The sequence below is a fragment of the Mesorhizobium sp. dw_380 genome (genome assembly GCF_018588885.1).
In the GTDB taxonomy this organism is placed as follows: domain Bacteria; phylum Pseudomonadota; class Alphaproteobacteria; order Rhizobiales; family Rhizobiaceae; genus Mesorhizobium.
Map to the genome: position 1 here is coordinate 177002 of NZ_JAFFIW010000009.1, position 16820 is coordinate 193821.

Annotated in this window: 16 protein-coding genes and 1 tRNA gene; 5 read left to right on the plus strand and 12 right to left on the minus strand. The window is 62.3% G+C overall.

All coding sequences use genetic code 11. The features are described from left to right. Window positions 1-3: 3 nt before the first annotated feature. From JT360_RS12210 to JT360_RS12235, 6 genes are all read right to left on the minus strand, one after another. The gene (locus JT360_RS12210; RefSeq protein ID WP_214471861.1) at window positions 4-3783 is read right to left on the minus strand and encodes a vitamin B12-dependent ribonucleotide reductase; all 3780 of its coding nucleotides are present in this window, start codon (window positions 3781-3783) and stop codon (window positions 4-6) included. 666 nt (window positions 3784-4449) lie between these two features. After that, a complete protein-coding gene (locus tag JT360_RS12215; RefSeq protein ID WP_214471862.1) occupies window positions 4450-4761 on the minus strand; it encodes a PilZ domain-containing protein in 312 nt (103 codons plus the stop codon). Window positions 4762-4891: 130 nt separating this feature from the next. Then, window positions 4892-5380, minus strand: coding sequence for an NUDIX hydrolase (locus JT360_RS12220; protein ID WP_214471863.1), 489 nt, complete (start codon window positions 5378-5380; stop codon window positions 4892-4894). Window positions 5381-5590: 210 nt separating this feature from the next. Then, window positions 5591-6091 (minus strand): xanthine phosphoribosyltransferase, encoded by a 501-nt coding sequence (gpt, locus tag JT360_RS12225; protein WP_008875536.1) that lies wholly within the window; start codon window positions 6089-6091, stop codon window positions 5591-5593. A 114-nt stretch (window positions 6092-6205) separates the two neighbouring features. Further along, on the minus strand, window positions 6206-7039 hold the full coding sequence (locus tag JT360_RS12230) for a universal stress protein (protein WP_214471864.1): 834 nt from the start codon (window positions 7037-7039) through the stop codon (window positions 6206-6208). A gap of 168 nt (window positions 7040-7207) precedes the next feature. Beyond that, window positions 7208-7951, minus strand: coding sequence for a competence/damage-inducible protein A (locus JT360_RS12235; protein WP_214471865.1), 744 nt, complete (start codon window positions 7949-7951; stop codon window positions 7208-7210). Between the two features lie 163 nt (window positions 7952-8114). Here JT360_RS12235 and JT360_RS12240 point away from each other — a divergent pair, with 163 nt between their 5' ends. Next, entirely contained in the window at window positions 8115-9131 is a 1017-nt protein-coding gene (locus JT360_RS12240) for an alpha/beta fold hydrolase (protein WP_214471866.1), read from the plus strand. Window positions 9132-9187: 56 nt separating this feature from the next. After that, a complete protein-coding gene (locus JT360_RS12245; RefSeq protein ID WP_214471867.1) occupies window positions 9188-9472 on the plus strand; it encodes a hypothetical protein in 285 nt (94 codons plus the stop codon). A gap of 107 nt (window positions 9473-9579) precedes the next feature. Here JT360_RS12245 and JT360_RS12250 read toward each other — a convergent pair whose 3' ends face one another. The 3 genes from JT360_RS12250 to JT360_RS12260 all read right to left on the minus strand — a co-directional run bounded on the left by JT360_RS12250 (window position 9580) and on the right by JT360_RS12260 (window position 11468). Beyond that, a complete protein-coding gene (locus JT360_RS12250) occupies window positions 9580-9819 on the minus strand; it encodes a DUF2188 domain-containing protein (RefSeq protein WP_214471868.1) in 240 nt (79 codons plus the stop codon). A gap of 27 nt (window positions 9820-9846) precedes the next feature. Further along, window positions 9847-10125 carry a DUF982 domain-containing protein gene (locus JT360_RS12255; RefSeq protein WP_149905012.1) on the minus strand — a complete coding sequence of 93 codons (279 nt, stop codon included), beginning with the start codon at window positions 10123-10125 and terminating at the stop codon, window positions 9847-9849. A gap of 239 nt (window positions 10126-10364) precedes the next feature. After that, window positions 10365-11468 (minus strand): NADH:flavin oxidoreductase/NADH oxidase, encoded by a 1104-nt coding sequence (locus JT360_RS12260; protein WP_214471869.1) that lies wholly within the window; start codon window positions 11466-11468, stop codon window positions 10365-10367. Between the two features lie 152 nt (window positions 11469-11620). On the opposite strand from JT360_RS12260, the gene JT360_RS12265 reads away from it, so the two are divergent. Both JT360_RS12265 and JT360_RS12270 read left to right on the plus strand, forming a co-directional pair. Further along, entirely contained in the window at window positions 11621-12199 is a 579-nt protein-coding gene (locus JT360_RS12265) for an NUDIX domain-containing protein (RefSeq protein WP_214471870.1), read from the plus strand. Window positions 12200-12622: 423 nt separating this feature from the next. Then, window positions 12623-13372, plus strand: coding sequence for a hypothetical protein (locus JT360_RS12270; protein WP_214471871.1), 750 nt, complete (start codon window positions 12623-12625; stop codon window positions 13370-13372). Between the two features lie 67 nt (window positions 13373-13439). On the opposite strand, the gene JT360_RS12275 is transcribed toward JT360_RS12270, so the two are convergent. The 3 genes from JT360_RS12275 to JT360_RS12285 form a co-directional block, all read right to left on the minus strand. Then, window positions 13440-13525 (minus strand) — tRNA-Leu (locus JT360_RS12275). A gap of 277 nt (window positions 13526-13802) precedes the next feature. Beyond that, a complete protein-coding gene (locus JT360_RS12280) occupies window positions 13803-14468 on the minus strand; it encodes an outer membrane protein (protein ID WP_214471872.1) in 666 nt (221 codons plus the stop codon). 89 nt (window positions 14469-14557) lie between these two features. Continuing rightward, window positions 14558-14770: a hypothetical protein gene (locus JT360_RS12285; RefSeq protein WP_214471873.1), complete on the minus strand. Its 213-nt coding sequence runs from the start codon at window positions 14768-14770 to the stop codon at window positions 14558-14560. Between the two features lie 171 nt (window positions 14771-14941). Here JT360_RS12285 and ade point away from each other — a divergent pair, with 171 nt between their 5' ends. Continuing rightward, window positions 14942-16759, plus strand: a complete 1818-nt coding sequence (gene ade / locus JT360_RS12290; protein ID WP_214471874.1) for an adenine deaminase — start codon at window positions 14942-14944, stop codon at window positions 16757-16759. Window positions 16760-16820: the final 61 nt, after the last annotated feature.

The following is a 16820-nucleotide window of genomic DNA, read 5'->3' on the forward strand; positions in this document are numbered from 1 at the left end:
ACCTCAGCTGCACCCGCTCGTAGCCCCACACGTATCGCACTTCTCGCACGTCCCATTCCGCACCATCGTAAAGTTCTGGCACTCGGAGCAGGAATTGCCGGTGTAGCCCTGGAGCAGTGACTTGGCGCGGCGGTCGGCGGCGAGTTTTTTCGCCTCGGCGGCCTCAACGGCGGCCGCGTCGGTGAACAGGGCCGCGGCGCCAGAGCTCTCGGAGGCCACGTCGGCCGCCTCCTCGAAGGCCATGTCTTCGGCCAATTCCTTGGCCCGCTCCTCATAGTCGCGCTTGTAGGCGATCGCCTCGTCGCTGGCCGGCTTCAGTGCCAGCACGTTGGAGCCGGAGAAGGCCGTCGGCGCCGAGCGGGCAGGGGTTCCGGCGCCGGCAAAGCCCTTCGGATCGTTGCCGCTTGCCCTGGAAACGAGCTTCACCGGCGAACCCCGGGTCAAGCCCTTGGAGACGGCGTCGGTCTTGCCTTCGCTGATGCCGCGGCCAAGCGCGGTGTTGGAGAAGTCCGACTGGTCGACATGGGCAAGATCGTTGCGGCCGAGATAGGAGATCGCCAATTCCCGGAACACGTAGTCGAGGATCGACGTCGCGCTCTTGATGGCATCGTTGCCGATGACCATGCCGGCCGGCTCGAACTTGGTGAAGGTGAAGGCATGCACATATTCGTCGAGCGGCACGCCATATTGCAGGCCGAGCGAAATCGCGATGGCGAAGTTGTTGAGAAGGCCGCGCAGCGTCGCGCCTTCCTTGTTCATGTCGATGAAGATCTCGCCGAGGCGGCCATCGTCATATTCGCCGGTGCGCAGGAAGATGGTGTTGCCACCGATCTTGGCCTTCTGCGTATAGCCCTTGCGGCGGCCGGGGAGCTTTTCCTGCTCGCGCGACACGCGCTCGATGATGCGCTCGACGATGCGCTCGGTGATCTGGGCGGCGCGGGCGGCGGCAGGTGCCTGGATCAGCTGCTCGACGGCTTCGTCCTCGTCCTCCTCGCCATCGGCGAGCAGCGAGGCGTTCAGCGGCTGCGACAGCTTGGACCCGTCGCGGTAGAGTGCGTTGGCCTTCAGCGCCAGCTTCCACGACAGCATGTAGGCGCCCTTGGCGTCCTCCACCGTCGCATCGTTCGGCATGTTGATGGTCTTGGAGATGGCGCCCGAGATGAAGGGCTGCGCCGCTGCCATCATCTGGATGTGGCTGTTGATCGAAAGCGAGCGCTTGCCGATCTTGCCGCAGGGGCTCGCGCAGTCGAACACCGCCAGGTGTTCGGCCTTGAGGAAGGGCGCCCCTTCCAGCGTCATGGCGCCGCAGACATGGATGTTGGCGGCCTCGATGTCCTTCCTGGAGAAGCCCAGCGCCGGCAGCATCTCGAACGAGAAGTCGTTGAGCTGCTCGTCGGTGAAGCCAAACGTCTCCTTCACCCAGTCGGCGCCGAGCGTCCACTGGTTGAAGACGAACTTGATGTCGAAGGCCGACTTCAGGGCGGCATTCAGCGCGGCAATCTTCTCGTCGCTAAAACCCTTTGCCTTGAGCGAACCGGGATTGACGCCGGGCGCCTGGTTGAGGTTGCCATGGCCGACCGCATAAGCCTCGATCTCGGCGATCTGGCTCTCGGAATAGCCGAGCGTCCTGAGCGCTTCCGGAACGGCGCGGTTGATGATCTTGAAGTAGCCGCCGCCGGCGAGCTTCTTGAACTTTACCAGCGCGAAGTCGGGCTCGATGCCGGTGGTGTCGCAATCCATGACCAGTCCGATCGTGCCGGTCGGCGCGATCACGGTTGCCTGCGCGTTGCGGTAGCCATGCTCCTCGCCAAGCTCTATGGCGCGGTCCCAGGCCGCTTTCGCATGCTCGGCCAGTGCCTGCTGCTTCAAGTCGGAGGCGACCAGCGGCACCGGATTGACGGCCAGCTTCTCATAGCCGTCCTTGTCGCCATAGGCGGCGCGGCGATGGTTGCGCATGACGCGCAGCATGTTTTGCGCGTTGCGGTCATAGTCGGCGAAGGCGCCAAGTTCGGAAGCCATCTCGGCCGAAGTCGAATAAGCCACACCGGTCATGATCGCGGTCAGCGCGGCGCAGATGGCGCGGCCCTCGTCGGAATCATAGGGAATGCCCGAGGTCATCAAGAGGCCGCCAATATTGGCGTAGCCGAGGCCGAGCGTGCGGTATTCGTAGGAGAGCTTGGCGATCTCCTTCGACGGGAACTGCGCCATCATGACGGAGATTTCGAGGACGACGGTCCACAGCCGCACCGTATGCTCGTAGGCAGCGATGTCGATCGTGCCGTCGGCATTGCGGTAGGGGAGCAAATTGATCGAGGCGAGGTTGCAGGCCGTGTCGTCGAGGAACATGTATTCCGAGCACGGGTTGGAGGCCCGGATCGCACCAGCGGACGCGCAGGTGTGCCAGTCGTTCATCGTCGTGTTGAAATGCAGGCCCGGATCGGCCGACGCCCAGGCGGCGTAGCCGATCTTTTCCCAGAGATCCCTGGCCTTCAGCGTCTTCAGGACCTTGCCGTCCTTGCGGGCGGTCAGGTGCCAGTCGGCGTCCTGCTCGACGGCGCGCAGGAAATCGTCCTTCAGCGACACCGAATTGTTGGAGTTCTGGCCCGAAACGGTCAGGTAGGCGTCCGAATCCCAGTCGGTGTCGTAGGTCTTGAACGACATCGAAGTGTAGCCCTGCTTGGCGAACTGGATGACGCGGTAGATGTAGTTCTCCGGCACGGCCGATTTCTTGGCCGCCTTGATCTCGCGCTTCAGCGCCGTGTTGATGGCCGGATCGAAGCAGTCGTCGTCATGGCCTTCGCAATTGACGCAGGCCTTCATGATGGCTTCGAGATGCTTCTTGACGATCTTGGAGCCGGTCACCAGCGAGGCGACCTTCTGCTCTTCATTGACCTTCCAGTCGATGAATTCCTCGACGTCGGGGTGGTCGGCATCGACGATCACCATTTTCGCCGCACGGCGCGTCGTGCCGCCCGACTTGATGGCGCCCGCCGCGCGGTCGCCGATCTTGAGGAAGCTCATCAGGCCGGACGAACGGCCGCCGCCGGACAGCTTTTCGCCCTCGCCGCGCAGCAGCGAGAAGTTGGAGCCGGTGCCGGAGCCGTATTTGAACAGGCGCGCTTCGCGCACCCACAGGTCCATGATGCCGCCCTCGTTGACGAGATCGTCCTGCACGCCCTGGATGAAACAGGCATGCGGCTGCGGGTGCTCGTAGGAGGATTTCGACTTGGTCAGCTTGCCGGTGAAGGGGTCGACGTAGAAGTGGCCCTGGCTCGGACCGTCGATGCCGTATGCCCAGTGCAGGCCGGTGTTGAACCATTGCGGCGAATTCGGCGCCACGCGCTGAGTGGCCAGCATATAGGCAAGCTCGTCGCGGAAGGCGCGCGCGTCGTCTTCAGACTTGAAGTAGCCGCCCTTCCAGCCCCAATAGGTCCAGGTGCCGGCCAGCCGGTCGAAGACCTGGCGGGCGTCGATCTCGGAACCATAGCGCTCGGCTTCCGGCAGCTTGGCAAGTTCGGCCTCGTCGGCGACGGAGCGCCACAGGAAGGAGGGGACGTCGTTCTCTTCGACCTTCTTCAGGCGTGCGGGCACGCCGGCCTTGCGGAAATATTTCTGCGCCAGGATGTCGGCGGCGACCTGGGAGAACTGCGCGGGCACATCTATGTTGTCGAGACGGAACACCACCGAGCCGTCCGGATTCCTGATCTCGGAAAGCGCCTTGCGGAATTCGATCTCCGCATAAGCCGATTGCCCTTGCTTGGTGAAGCGACGCTCGATGCGCATTGGTCCGGTCCCTTTTGTCTATATATAGCGCTTTCGTCAGGGGATTTCTGCCCCCAAATGCGAAACGCGCATGTCCGCCGTCTGCCGGCGTTCGCAAACGGCCGGCTCTCCATATCGCGGCCTCCCTCGGCCCATGCAGCCAAAGCTCCTTGCGAAGCTTCCGCTCGACGCGCCGAGGAACCCGCGGGTCCCTCAAATCTGATTTTTTCGATTCCCTCACTCGAGGGAAGTTCACACTATCTAGCGTCGAACCTAGCTGCAAACACTAAATATAGTATTAACAGACAATTTATTCCAGTCCGACAATTCTCCCTTTCGTCGCCCCACCACCCCACGACCCCAACGCTTCCGCCGGCCTCGTAGACAGGCGGAAATGCGGGCAAAACGCACATAATCCGGGAAAAAGACCGGGCTCAGAACTTTCCGGTCGCACTCTCAACAGGAGCGCATGGCCTATAAAAGGCGACTCGTTTTGCGCCGTCAAGGATTCGTTTGCGTAGCTTTTGTGACCCCAACATCTTGTGTGTCACACATGTGGATAACGGGGATAGAATGCGCCGCTGCGATTGCCGTTTCCGGCGGCGGGTTTGCGGGCCGATGACGGTCTGAGGCGCTCGTTTGGAGCAATCCGGGCCGCAGCGGCTCGTCGGGCTGAAAAGTCGTGGTTCAGCCGTAATGCAGCTTGGGTTTCGCCTCGGTGCCGGCGAACTGCACGCCGATCCGTTCGTTGCGGCGCCAGCGAACCTCGCAGCGATAGGCGACGCCGTCCAGCGGCACATAGAGAAGGAAACGATCCGGAACCCGGGACTCCAGTGGGATCTTCAACTCGGCGCCGCCCGCATGCTGGTTGCGCACCGTACAGCCGACCTCGGAGTTCTGAATTCCGGCAATGATCGATCCGCCCTTGAGCACGCGAGGGCGATGCTCGCGCTGCGGCTCGCCGGGATCTTGCTGAAGTGGATCTACAGGATTCGCCATCGATCAAATGCCAGATTGACCGCTTTGTAGCGAAGAAAAATTAGCAAACCATTCATGCTGCACATGACGAGGTTGTGAATCGGTCGCGATGCCGCGCAAGAGGCCGGCTGCATTGCGCAAAACAAGGAGCTTAGGGAAACCTGTGCGGATCGGCGCAGAAATAGGCGATGATCTGGCAAAGGTCGGGTTCATTGACCATGCGCACTGCTTCGCTGGAACTGACCCATTTGCGGGTGCGGGAGTGCTTTTCCTTCCAGCGGTCGGCGACCTTGTCGACGTGCAGCGGAAACACCAGCACCTCGCAAGGCACTTCCTCACCGGATGCCAGCACCTTGGCATAGAAGTAGCGGCCGGCTTCGAGATGGGAGATGGTTCCGCGCAATCCGGCTTCCTCGCCGGCCTCGCGCGCCGCCGCTTCGCAGAGCGGCTCCCTGGCCTCGGGCCAACCCTTAGGCAGAACCCAGCGGCCGGTATCGCGGCTGGTGATCAGCATGATCTCGACACCGTTCCCTGTATCGCGCCAGGGCAGCGCGGCAACCTGCAGACGGCACGGCGCGGTGCCGAAGAGTCGCCGGACCCTTTCGGCCAGATGGTTGTGCGTCGTTGGCCTCGTCAACATCGGAGAAGCTAGCCCCAGCCTCCAGAATCGTTTGCCGTCTCACGAATCTTACGACTAATTGTGACCAATAAAAGTAAAAACTTTGGTCGGGCCGGCTGACTTCGCCAACAAGGGTCGGTTTCACAGGATGCCCGGCCGCGCGGATCCATCCGCGCAAGCAAACAGCATCGTCGGCGGCGGCTTAGCTGGAGAAAGCGGCTCGTTCTCGAGTCAGCCGGCGTGATCGTCGGCGATCGGCTTCTGATAGGTGAAGCCCATGTCCCAGGGGAAATAGATCCAGGTGTCCTGGCTGACCTCGGTGACGAAAGTATCGACCAGCGGTCTGCCCTTGGGCTTGGCATAGACGGTGGCGAAGTGGGCCTTCGGCATCATCGCCCGCACGATGCCGGCGGTCTTGCCCGTATCGGTGAGGTCGTCGATGATCAGCACGCCGGCGCCGTCATCGGCCAGCAGCGCGGGTGTGACCTCCTTCAGCACCTGCAACTGCCCCTGGCTGGTGTAGTCGTGATAGGAGGCGACACAGACCGTCTCGATGACGCGGATGCCGAGTTCGCGCGAGATGATTGCTGCGGGCACCAGCCCGCCGCGCGTGATGCAGACGATCGCTTTCCATTGACCCTTGTTGGCGCCGGCAAGCCGCCAGGCGAGCGCGCGGGCATCACGATGGAACTGGTCCCAGGAGACCGGGAAGGCTTTTTCGGGCAGGGACATTTCGCGCACTCCGCAGCACGCGAGGGCCGCGTGCGAGAAAACAGGGGAATGCGCGCGGAATTAACTGGAAAACCTTGGGCTTGGCAAGGGCGGCCGGCAGCGATGGCTGTGGACTTATCGCGAGAGGAAGGCCGCGACCTGTGCCGTGCGCAGCACCGTGCGCGTCACCCCGCCGAACAGCAGCTGGCGCAGCCAGGAATGGCTGTAGGCGCCAAGAACCAGGAGATCGGCGCCGGTCTCGGCGACCCTGTTCTGGATCATGTCATCGACCGAGGTGCCGCCCGATTTCTGCACCGACACGCTGACCGTGGCGCCGTGGCGCGACAGGGCCGCCGCGATTTCGGCGCCGGCGGCCTCCGGACTTTCGTCGAGCGTATCGGGTGGATCGATGACCAGTATGTCGGTTTTCTCGGCCTCGATGATGAAGGGGAGGGCGTCGAAGGCGGCGCGCGCGGCCTCCTTGCTGCCGTTCCAGGCGAGCAGCACGTGTTTGAACGTGGTGACCAGCGGACCCGCACTCGGCACCACCAGCACCGGCCGGCCGGCATCATAGACTAGCGTGTCGACATCAGCGCTCGGATCGCCGCCGGTGTCGCGCTGGGCGGCGATGATGAGATCGGCGGCGCGCACGCTCGAAATGCCGGTCAGCGCGCTGTCGCCGGAGAAACTCTCCAGGCTGCGCCACTCGAAGGAGAGACCGGAATCCTCGATGCGCCTGAGAAAGACGGCCTGCAGCTTCTCGGCCCGCTCCCGGTTCATGTCGGCCGACACCTGCAGGAACTCGGTATCGGGAAAGCCGGTCGCCGATGTGTAGGGCACAGGAAGCGCTTCGGCATGGATGCCGATCAGATGGCTCTGGAAGCGGTTGGCGAGCGGAATGGCGCAGTCGAGTACGCGCTCGGCATCCTGCTCGTTCTGCAGAATCGCGACGATGGTCTTGAAACGCATGATGATCCCTCAATCTGGCGAGCGTTCGATCTCGCGTGCAAGGAAACGCCCCGGCGCAGTGCTTGGTTCCGGCTATAGCAATTCCAGGAAAAGTGTGAACGGTTTTCCCGGGAAAGCGCTACGCGCTTTCCCTAGGGAATTGCGCCAAAACAAAGGGCTAGAAGCTGATCAGCGTGCCTTGGCCACGAAACCCGCCACCATCGCTTCGACATCGGCGCGCGCCGCGTCGAGCGCCTCCTGGCTGCGGGCACGAACAACCAGTTCGGTCGAGAATTTGCCATCGCCGTATTTCGGATAGGAGCCGATGATCGTGTCCGGATGCGCCTTCTGGATCTCACCCAACGGCCCGCCGACAAGGCCTTCGCCGAACGGACAGTGCACCGTCGCCGAGAGCATCTTCGCGCCGGTCTTCAGCGTCGGCACGACATTGTCGAGCATGGCCTGGAAGATCGAGGGCACGCCAGCCATGACGTGGACGTTGCCGATCCGAAAGCCCGGCGCCACGGACACCGGGTTGTCGATATGGTCGGCGCCGCGCGGCATCCGCGCCATGCGCTTGCGCGCCTCGGTGTATTCGATGCCGCGCGCCGCATAGCTCGCCCCCAGCATCGCATAGGCCTTGGCATCGTATTCGCAAGGAACGCCGAACGCTTTGGCAATCGAATCGGCTGTGATGTCGTCATGGGTCGGGCCGATGCCGCCCGTCGTGAACACATAGGTGTAGCGCGCGCGCACGGCATTCACCGCCGCGACGATCTCGTCTTCCTCGTCGGGAACGATGCGCACTTCCTTCAGATCGATGCCAACCGCCGTCATGATGTCGGCGAGGTGACCGATATTCTTGTCCTTGGTGCGGCCGGACAGAATTTCATCGCCGATGACAAGCATGGCGGCAGTGACGATTTCAGTCATGGAGGGCTCCGGCAGGACGGTCGCCTGAGATAGCGCGGCGCGTGCCTGTCGGCAATGCCAACCGAGCGGTGAACAAACTGTGCCTTGATGCGCCCGTTTCGATGCGCGGTTGCGGCGCGAGCGGATGCGGTTAAGCTCAAGCCGGTTCTGGTCCGGGTGAACAATGCTGTTATCGATCCTGTCGTGGCTGCTGGCCCTGTTGTTCCTGCTGGCGGTCCTGGGGATCGCCTATCTGCTGCTGGCGACGCTGCGGATCGCGGCGAAGGCGGAAAGACTGGTGCCGCCGGTCGGAAAATTCGTCGAGGTCGACGGTCACCGCATCCACTATGTCGATGTGGGCGAGGGCAGGCCGATCGTCTTTCTGCACGGGCTTGGCGCCCAACTTCATCACTTCCGGCACACGCTGTTCGCACATTTCGGTCCGGGCTACCGGCTGATCGCGCTCGATCGACCGGGATCGGGCTATTCGAGGCGTGCGAACGGCGCCACGGGCCGGTTGCCTGAACAGGCAGCTTTGGTGCAGCGCTTCATAGCGATTTTGGGCCTGGAAAGGCCGCTGGTGGTGGGCCACTCGCTGGGCGGCGCCATCGCGCTGACCCTGGCCGTGGAACACCCCGGGGCGATTTCGGGCATCGCCTTGCTGGCGCCATTGACGCATCTTGAACCCAGGGCACGCCAGCGATTTGACCTGCTCTACATTCCCTCACGCCTGTTGCGCTGGATCATGGCTTATACCGTGGGGATACCGATGAGCCTGCGATATTCGCGGCCGACCATGGAATTCATTTTCGCGCCGCAGGCTGTTCCGGCGGATTACATGATCGGCGGTGGTGGGTGGCTCGGGCTGCGGCCAGTCCATTTCCAGGCAACGTCCGCCGATATCGTGGCCATCGAACAGGATCTCCGCCGCATCGAGCAACGCTATGGCGAGATCGCCATGCCCGCCGGCATGCTTTTCGGAACCGCCGACCGCGTCATCGACGTCCGCATTCATGGCGAGCCGATGCAGGGCAAGATCGAAGGGCTCGATTTCGAACCGGTCGAGGGCGTTGGCCATATGCCGCAATTCGTCCAGCCGGAACGGGTCGCGGCCTTCATTCAACGCGTAGCGGCTCACGCATTTTGTGATCCGGCTTCACCGCCGCTTCACGAGGAATTCAAGGAACCATTCGGCCGATGACTGGTTTGCCCCGTGTCGCACCCAAGGCGACGACGAAGACAAAACGGAGTTATCCAATGTACAAGAAAGTTCTCGCAGCATCCGTTCTGACCGTTGGTCTCGCGACATCGGCGATGGCGCAGTCGTCGGACGGCACCTATTCCAACCGTCACCATTGGTGGCTGTTTGGTAATAACGAGGAAACAACCGTTGATCCCAACACCACCGGGAGCATCAATGCCGACCGGTCGGGATTGAACACCTCGGTCAATACCGGCGGGATCGGGCCATGTGCCCACAACACACCCGGTCCAGATGCCAATGCCGGACTGAACGTCAACGATAAATACTGCGGCAAGTAGTTCAGTTCACGGGTATTTCGGCCAAGGGCAGCCAAAGGGCAATTGCCGGCCGCGGAGCGGTGTCTTCTCCAGACATCCGCGGTCGGCGCCCGGCCTTATGCCACCAATCAGTCGGAAACCTCGGTCTGAGGCCGGTCACGGCCGTCGGCCAGTTCCTCGTGCCATTTGCCCTCGGAATCCTCATACTGGATGCCGTCGGTGGAGCCTGCCACCTGCTGCTCGGCCGAAGCGATTTCGGCGGCACGCAGCGCGTCCTGGTGGGTTGGGAATGTCTCCGAGAAGGTCGAGCCGACCTTGTAGGCCCAGCCGCCGTCATGCTCGACGATCTTATAAGTCAGCTTCGCCATAAAAACCTCCGGTTGAAATCCGTCCGCTCAATGCAGCCGGTCGTCGGGCAGTTTGTCGTCGGGCACCAGCACTTCCGATTCCCTGGCGGCTTCGATAAGTGCCCGGCGCGCATCCGCCGTCGAACGATAACCCTCCAGCACTTTTAGGCAAGTGTCGAGGGCATCACGATGGCGCGGACCGCGATTGAGCGGCCACACCGTCATCAGGCACTCCGCCGCTTCCTGGGTGCTGCGGATATGGCGATACTTGCCGACATGGCCGAGTTCGACCACGACCGGCGTTTCAAAGGGTTTGTTGTCCATCATGGCCGCAACGCAAAACAGCCAATTTGGTTGCGAAAATGGCCGTCGGCCTGCGCCCAAAAGTCGCGTCGCGTTTGCGACGCGCTTTAGGTCTTTGTTTGATGCATGTCATTGTCCCAAAACCGGATCCACTTTTGGGTGACATGCACGGACGTCTCAGTAACCGCAATCGTTGCGCAGCCGGCGCGCGTTTGCCCAGCCGGTCGCACCGCCGAAAGCGCCGGCAGCGGCAGGCCGATGGGTCAGCTTGCCGCCTTCATCCAGTGCTCCATCGTCGTCACCGAGCGGGCGAGCTGTGGCGCCGGATAAATCTTTTCGCTGAATGTTGCGGCGGCACGCCAGCCCCAGCGCGGATCGGCGAGGAAGGCGCGCGCCAGCGCCACCATGTCGGCGCGGCCCTCGGCGATAACAGCCTCGGCCTGCTTCGGATCGTCGATCAGGCCGACCGCGCGGGTCGGAATGCCGGCGCCCTTGCGCACGGCTTCCGCCAGATGCACCTGATAACCGGGGCCGGTCGGCAATTTCTGCAACGGCGAATTGCCGCCGCTGGAGCAGCAGAGATAGGCGACGCCCTCGGCCTTCAGCGCTTTTGCCACCTCGATTGCGTCCTCGACATCGAAGCCGCCATCGACCCAGTCCTTCACCGAAAGCCGCGTGCCAAGCATCAGCTTTGGCACCGCTTTCTTCACCGCCCTGGCAATCTCAACGACAAGACGCATCCGGTTTTCCAGCGAGCCGCCCCAGCGGTCGGTACGCTGGTTGGACAGCGGCGACAGGAACTGGAAGATCAGGTAGCCATGCGCCGCGTGCAATTCGATGAAGTCGAAGCCGGCGCGTTCGGCTCGCCTTGCGGCTTCCACGAACCGCTCTATGAGCTGCAGGATCTCCTCCTCTTCCAGCGCCCGCGGCACGTTCCACCCGGTGTCGTAGGCGATGGCAGAGGCCGAAACGGTCTGCCAGGGATCCTCGTCCGGCTGCAGCGGCCCGCCGCCTTCCCAAGGCTTGCGGTTCGAGGCCTTGCGGCCGGCATGGGCAAGCTGCGTGCCGAACTTGGTGCCGGGGGCGGCCACCCGCCGGGCAGCGTCGAGCGCGCGCCGCGCGGCGGCTTCATTGTCTTCGGAATAGAGGCCGAGGCAGCCATGGGTGATACGCCCGCGCCGCTCGACATCGGTCATCTCCACGGTGACCATGCCGGCGCCGGACATGGCCAGGTTCATCCAGTGGTAGAGATGCCAGTCGCTGGCCGAGCCGTCCTCTGCAGAATACTGGCACATCGGCGCGACGGCGATGCGGTTGGGGAAGGTGAGGCCGTCGAGCGTGATCGGCTGGAAAAGCGATGTCGTCATGAAAGCGAGCTCCAGGAGGGGTAGCCGCTATCTAGGCAGTGGATCGCCGGAGCGCCAGACACGAGACGGTGAAACCTGTTTTTGAACCATTCGCCTGCATTGCGCAAATGCCGGTTGGCGGCTACGCCTCGACCAACAGCATGGAGACCATGATGGAAGATCGCATTCGCATCCGCTCGGAGGAAATCCTCTCCGACGACTGGGCTGTCCTGAAGAAGACAGTGCTCGACTATCGCCGCCGCGACGGGCAGTGGGAGACGCAGATCCGCCAGACCTATGATCGCGGCGACGGCGCGGTGATCCTGCCCTATGATCCCCAGCGCTCGACGGTGCTTCTGGTGCGCCAGTTCCGCTATCCCGCCTACGTCACAGGCCACCGCGAACCTTTGATCGAGGCCTGTGCCGGGCTGCTGGACGAAAACGATCCGGAGACCGCCATTCGCAAGGAGGCCGAGGAGGAGCTCGGTTACCGGCTGAAGGACGTGGAGCGGCTGTTTTCGCCTTACATGAGCCCGGGCAGCGTCACCGAGCGGCTCTGGTTCTTCGTCGCCCGCTATTCGCCCGCCGACCGCATCTCGGCCGGCGGCGGCGCGGCTGAAGAAGGCGAGGACATCGAAGTGCTGGAAATGCCGCTCGACGAAGCCCTGGCCGGCATCGCCGATGGCCGCATCATCGACGCCAAGACGATTATTTTGATCCAGCATCTGAAGCTGAACCCGATGAAGGGTTGACCAGCGCCGGCTATCTCCGGCGCTCTATCTGCGTCGGGGCGGGATAGAATGGGCGTCATCATAGCGGACCGGCTCAAACCGATGGGCGCGGGAGCGCTGCTTCGGCTGCTGAATTTGGCGCTGCTTTGCCGCCACCCCAGCCACCGCGCGTCGGTTCTTCAGGAGAATGGGTATGTACCCAATTTCGCGATCCCGGTGAGCTACACGAGAAGATCCACTGACGCAGGATTTCGGGAACGATCCGCTTGGCTGCCTAGTCGATCTGATATCAGAGGAAGGCCTTGTAACCCTCCCGACTATTCGCGGCCATCCTTCCAACCGAATCCGATTTCTAAAAGATAAAAATTTGCCCTTTGCAATTAAGAAAACCGCAACGCGGTAACGATACTGGTTGACTGTCCAAGATGAGGATAGGGGCGGTTGATGGTCGAAGACAATATATGGGCGGCTTCGCTCGAAGTTTACATCCGCAACTGGAAATGGGTTCTCGGATACATCGGTATGACTGGTGGGTTGGCGGTGCTCGAAAGATTCGTAAACGTCAATGCCGGAACTTCAATCGTCATCGGCGTAATGATGTCGACCTTCCTGGCTATTCCTGCACACATCGCCGTTTTGACACAGCTCGATGCCGACCAGGTCTCCAACTGGCTGAGGGAAAGGCCTAAGGCGTTCTTCAGTTTCGTAAAACGTTGCCTGTTGCTCGGTTTCCTCGGCGTCGTAGCTCCCCTTGTGGTTGCGATTGCCATGGTCGTCGGCGGCGTCCATTCATCAGTCGCCATGCTGGCAGGGCTTCTTGTCTGGATCTTTTCCGGCATCGCTGCGTTCGCAAAATGGGGCACTATGTTGCCTGCGGTCATTGCCGACGATGATCAAACGCTTGCAGTTGCCGGCAAGCGCGGCTCCAAAGTGTTCGGCTACGCGTTTCCGCGTCTGCTCATATCGTTTGGTTTGGTCACTGTCTTATTCATAGCGGCAGTGATGCTGCTGTTCTTTCTGCTGGGTGCAGATCCAAAGAATCCAAGTACCGTCTCTCTGATATTGCCTGTCGTAGGTGCCATGATTGGCGCGTATCAAATCGTCATGACATCCGTCGTGTTGTCACGCTCCTATCTCAGAGCGCGACCGCCTGTACCACCTGCACGCCGGACGGCATTTGCATTCGGCAGATAAGTCCATTTGCGTGCGTGAGCCATGGCCGGGCACGTCCGGCATATATGAAAAGGAGCATTCTTCAGAATGGTGCGGACGACGGGAATCGAACCCGTACGATCAGAGATCGAGGGATTTTAAGTCCCTTGCGTCTACCAATTCCGCCACGTCCGCAGGCCCGCCCTTGTCAGACGTCAGACATAAGTCGTCAAGTCGTGTTCTTGGTCATGCCTGAACGGCACCCCAGAGGAGGGGCCATGGCGATACTGGCGCGATCGCGGAATTATCCACACGGCAGGCATCGGCAAACATCTGCGCGGTGGATTTGATCCGCCAGGCCGGCGCCATCAGGCCCAACCCATCCCCCCGCCCCCTGCCGGCGTCGGCCGCTCCCACACCGCCAAGTTTGAGCCACGTGCTGCCCGTTCAGCCGTGTGACGCAGTTGGCCGCTCAGAACTTGTAGCTCAGATTGACGCCGACGGTGTTCAGCTTCACGTCCTGGTCGCGGTCGACGAAACCGCTGGACCCGTCATAGTGCTCGGAGCCGAAATCATAATAGCGATACTGCGCGCCGACGACGAACTTGTCGGTCAGCGCATAGTCGACGCCGGCACCGAGGGTCCAGCCGACATTCGTGCGTGTCTCGGAGAACGCGGGACCCGCGGCTTGCGACGTCTCGATGCCGGCAAAGGCGACGCCGCCTATGCCGTAGACCAGAACGCGATCGATGGCGTATCCAGCCTTGGCATTGACCGACCCGAACCATTTGATGTCGGTGCCGAACGTGTTCCCCGGGCCTATGTCGGCCGTGCCCTTGACCGAGGAATAGTTGAGGTCGGCTTCGGCGCCGATCACCGCCTGGTCGAACTGCCACAGCCCGGCGACGTGCCCGCCGACGAAGCCGCCGTCGACGTCAGGCGAGACGGAAAACGGTCCGCCGTCATTTCCTGAGATATCGGACTGGCCCCAGCCATATCCCCCCTGCAGGCCAGCATAGTAGCCGGTCCAGTCGAAGCCGGGCGCGGTCATCGGCACGTCCACTGTCGCGTCGGCTGCGAAAGCCGGCACGGCCAAGGCGGTCAGGAAACCAGCACTTGCGAGCGTCAGGCGGTGCATCAAAGCTCCCGGAACGTCGATCCAGAAACGATACCTCTGGTTGAACCTAACCTGTTTTGCCGCAAAACGGAAATCAGTTTCGGTGGCAGTCACGCCGGCGGGTTGCGCGTCCGGTCTTCAAGATCGCGCTGCTTTGTCGAGGTCGAAGCCAGCCGGTTGAAGGCATATTCGGCCAGCACCGAGCCGATGATGAGAATGGCAAGGGGTGCCACCCGGGCCCAGAGCGATCGCAGGGTGAAGAATGTCAGCCCGGCCAGACAGGCGGACAGGACGGAAATTGCGAACCGGATCGTCTGCGCCATTTTTCCCAGTCCAACCGAGCCTCGATATTCCGGTACACCGTGAAGTCTAGCGTATTTGGCCGTAGCAGAGGAGAGACCCGCTCCGGCCGAACTGCATTCGGCACAATTCGACATTGCCAACTGGTCAAAACCCTGCCGGCTTGGCACAGTCGCGCAAACAGGAGTCACTTCATGGCAAAGAAGCCGGCGGCGCATGCGACGAAACCCAGGCCCTGGACCGAGATGGCGACGCATCTGGTCGACGTCGCCATGGGTCGCAAGCCCGCCGATCTCGTCATCCGCAACGGCCGCTGGGTGAACGTTCACTCCGGCGAGATCATCGCCGGCACCGACATCGCCATCGCCGGCGGCCGCTTTGCTTATTGTGGACCGAATGCCAGCCACGCGATCGGCAAGGGCACCAAGGTCGTCGATGCCGGCGGGCGCTATCTGGTGCCCGGCCTCTGTGACGCGCACATGCATGTCGAGAGCGGCATGGTGACGGTGACCGAGTTCTGCCGCGCCGTCATCCCGCACGGCACCACGTCGATGTTCATCGACCCGCACGAGATCGCCAATGTGCTCGGCTTGCCTGGCGTGCGGCTGATGCATGACGAGGCGGTGGCGATGCCGATCAACGTGCATGTCCAGATGCCGTCCTGCGTGCCTTCGGCACCGGGGCTGGAACATGCCGGCGCCGAGTTGACGGTCGCCGATGTTGCGGAAGCGATGAGCTGGGAAAACATCATCGGGCTCGGCGAAGTGATGAATTTCCCCGGTGTCGCCGCCAATGATCCTGTCATGTCGGGCGAAATCGCCGCGACGGTCAAAGCGGGCAAGACGGTGGGCGGGCATTATGCCTCGCGCGATCTCGGCCTGCCGTTCCACGGCTATGTCGCCGGGGGACCCGAGGACGATCACGAAGGCACGCGCGCCGAGGATGCCATTGCTCGCGTGCGCCAGGGCATGAAGGCGATGCTGCGGCTGGGCTCGGCCTGGTACGACGTCGCCTCCCAGATCAAGGCGGTGACCGAAGGCGGCATCGACCCGCGCAATTTCATCCTGTGCACGGACGACAGCCATTCCGGCACGCTGGTCCATGAAGGCCATATGGACCGGGTGGTGCGCCACGCCATCCAACAGGGCTTGAAGCCGGTGACGGCGATCCAGATGGCGACGGTCAACACGGCCCAGCATTTCAGGCTGGAACGCGAGATCGGTTCGATCGCGCCGGGGCGGTTGGCCGACCTGCTGATTGTCTCCGATCTCGCTGGAATGACCATCGATGAGGTCTATGCGCGCGGCGTCAGGCTGGCCAAGGGCGGCAAGCTCGACATCGACATTCCGGCCTATGATTACCCGAAGACGGCGAAGAACACCGTCAAGCTCGGCAAGAGGCTCAGGGCTGGCGATTTCGATATCGTGGCCCCCAAGGGCGCCAACGAGGTGCGGGTGCGGGTGATCGGCGTCATCGAAAACCAGGCGCCGACGCGTGCGCTGGAAGCGGACCTTGCCGTCGAGGACGGACTGGTCGCCATGGATCGCCGCAACGATGTCTGCCAGATCGCGCTGGTCGAGCGTCACCGGGGCACGGGCGGCATCACCAATGCCTTCGTCTCCGGCTTCGGCTACATGAGCGATTGCGCCATGGCTTCCAGCGTGGCGCATGACGCCCACCACATCATCTGCGTCGGCACCAACAAGCAGGACATGGCTCTGGCGGTCAATCGGTTGGGGGAAATCGGCGGCGGCGTCGTGCTGTTCTCCAAGGGCCGGGAATTGGCTCTTGTCGAAATGCCGATCGCCGGCCTGATGTCGGACCAGCGGGCAGAGATCGTCGCCGCCAAGGCGGACAAACTGTCCGAGGCGATGCGCAAGATGGGCTGTTCCCTGAACAACGCCTATATGCAGCACTCGCTGCTGGCGCTGGTGGTTATTCCGGAACTCAGGATCTCCGACGTCGGCCTGATCGATGTCACGACGTTCCAGAAGGTCGACCTCTTCGTCTGAGTTTGTCGATATTCACGCCATGCTGGCCTGCAAGTGGCGATTTTCTGCGCTTCCGGTGCTC

Bases quoted from the DNA above. Each gene is read 5' to 3' on its own strand.
- JT360_RS12245 (WP_214471867.1), top strand. From the start codon at position 9,188: ATGTACAAGAAAGTTCTCGCAGCATCCGTTCTGACCGTTGGTCTCGCG.
- JT360_RS12280 (WP_214471872.1), bottom strand. From the start codon at position 14,468: ATGCACCGCCTGACGCTCGCAAGTGCTGGTTTCCTGACCGCCTTGGCC.
- JT360_RS12240 (WP_214471866.1), top strand. From the start codon at position 8,115: ATGCTGTTATCGATCCTGTCGTGGCTGCTGGCCCTGTTGTTCCTGCTG.
- JT360_RS12255 (WP_149905012.1), bottom strand. From the start codon at position 10,125: ATGATGGACAACAAACCCTTTGAAACGCCGGTCGTGGTCGAACTCGGC.
- JT360_RS12285 (WP_214471873.1), bottom strand. From the start codon at position 14,770: ATGGCGCAGACGATCCGGTTCGCAATTTCCGTCCTGTCCGCCTGTCTG.
- JT360_RS12215 (WP_214471862.1), bottom strand. From the start codon at position 4,761: ATGGCGAATCCTGTAGATCCACTTCAGCAAGATCCCGGCGAGCCGCAG.
- JT360_RS12250 (WP_214471868.1), bottom strand. From the start codon at position 9,819: ATGGCGAAGCTGACTTATAAGATCGTCGAGCATGACGGCGGCTGGGCC.
- JT360_RS12230 (WP_214471864.1), bottom strand. From the start codon at position 7,039: ATGCGTTTCAAGACCATCGTCGCGATTCTGCAGAACGAGCAGGATGCC.
- JT360_RS12270 (WP_214471871.1), top strand. From the start codon at position 12,623: ATGGTCGAAGACAATATATGGGCGGCTTCGCTCGAAGTTTACATCCGC.
- JT360_RS12265 (WP_214471870.1), top strand. From the start codon at position 11,621: ATGGAAGATCGCATTCGCATCCGCTCGGAGGAAATCCTCTCCGACGAC.
- JT360_RS12210 (WP_214471861.1), bottom strand. From the start codon at position 3,783: ATGCGCATCGAGCGTCGCTTCACCAAGCAAGGGCAATCGGCTTATGCG.
- gpt (WP_008875536.1), bottom strand. From the start codon at position 6,091: ATGTCCCTGCCCGAAAAAGCCTTCCCGGTCTCCTGGGACCAGTTCCAT.
- JT360_RS12260 (WP_214471869.1), bottom strand. From the start codon at position 11,468: ATGACGACATCGCTTTTCCAGCCGATCACGCTCGACGGCCTCACCTTC.
- JT360_RS12235 (WP_214471865.1), bottom strand. From the start codon at position 7,951: ATGACTGAAATCGTCACTGCCGCCATGCTTGTCATCGGCGATGAAATT.
- JT360_RS12220 (WP_214471863.1), bottom strand. From the start codon at position 5,380: ATGTTGACGAGGCCAACGACGCACAACCATCTGGCCGAAAGGGTCCGG.
- ade (WP_214471874.1), top strand. From the start codon at position 14,942: ATGGCAAAGAAGCCGGCGGCGCATGCGACGAAACCCAGGCCCTGGACC.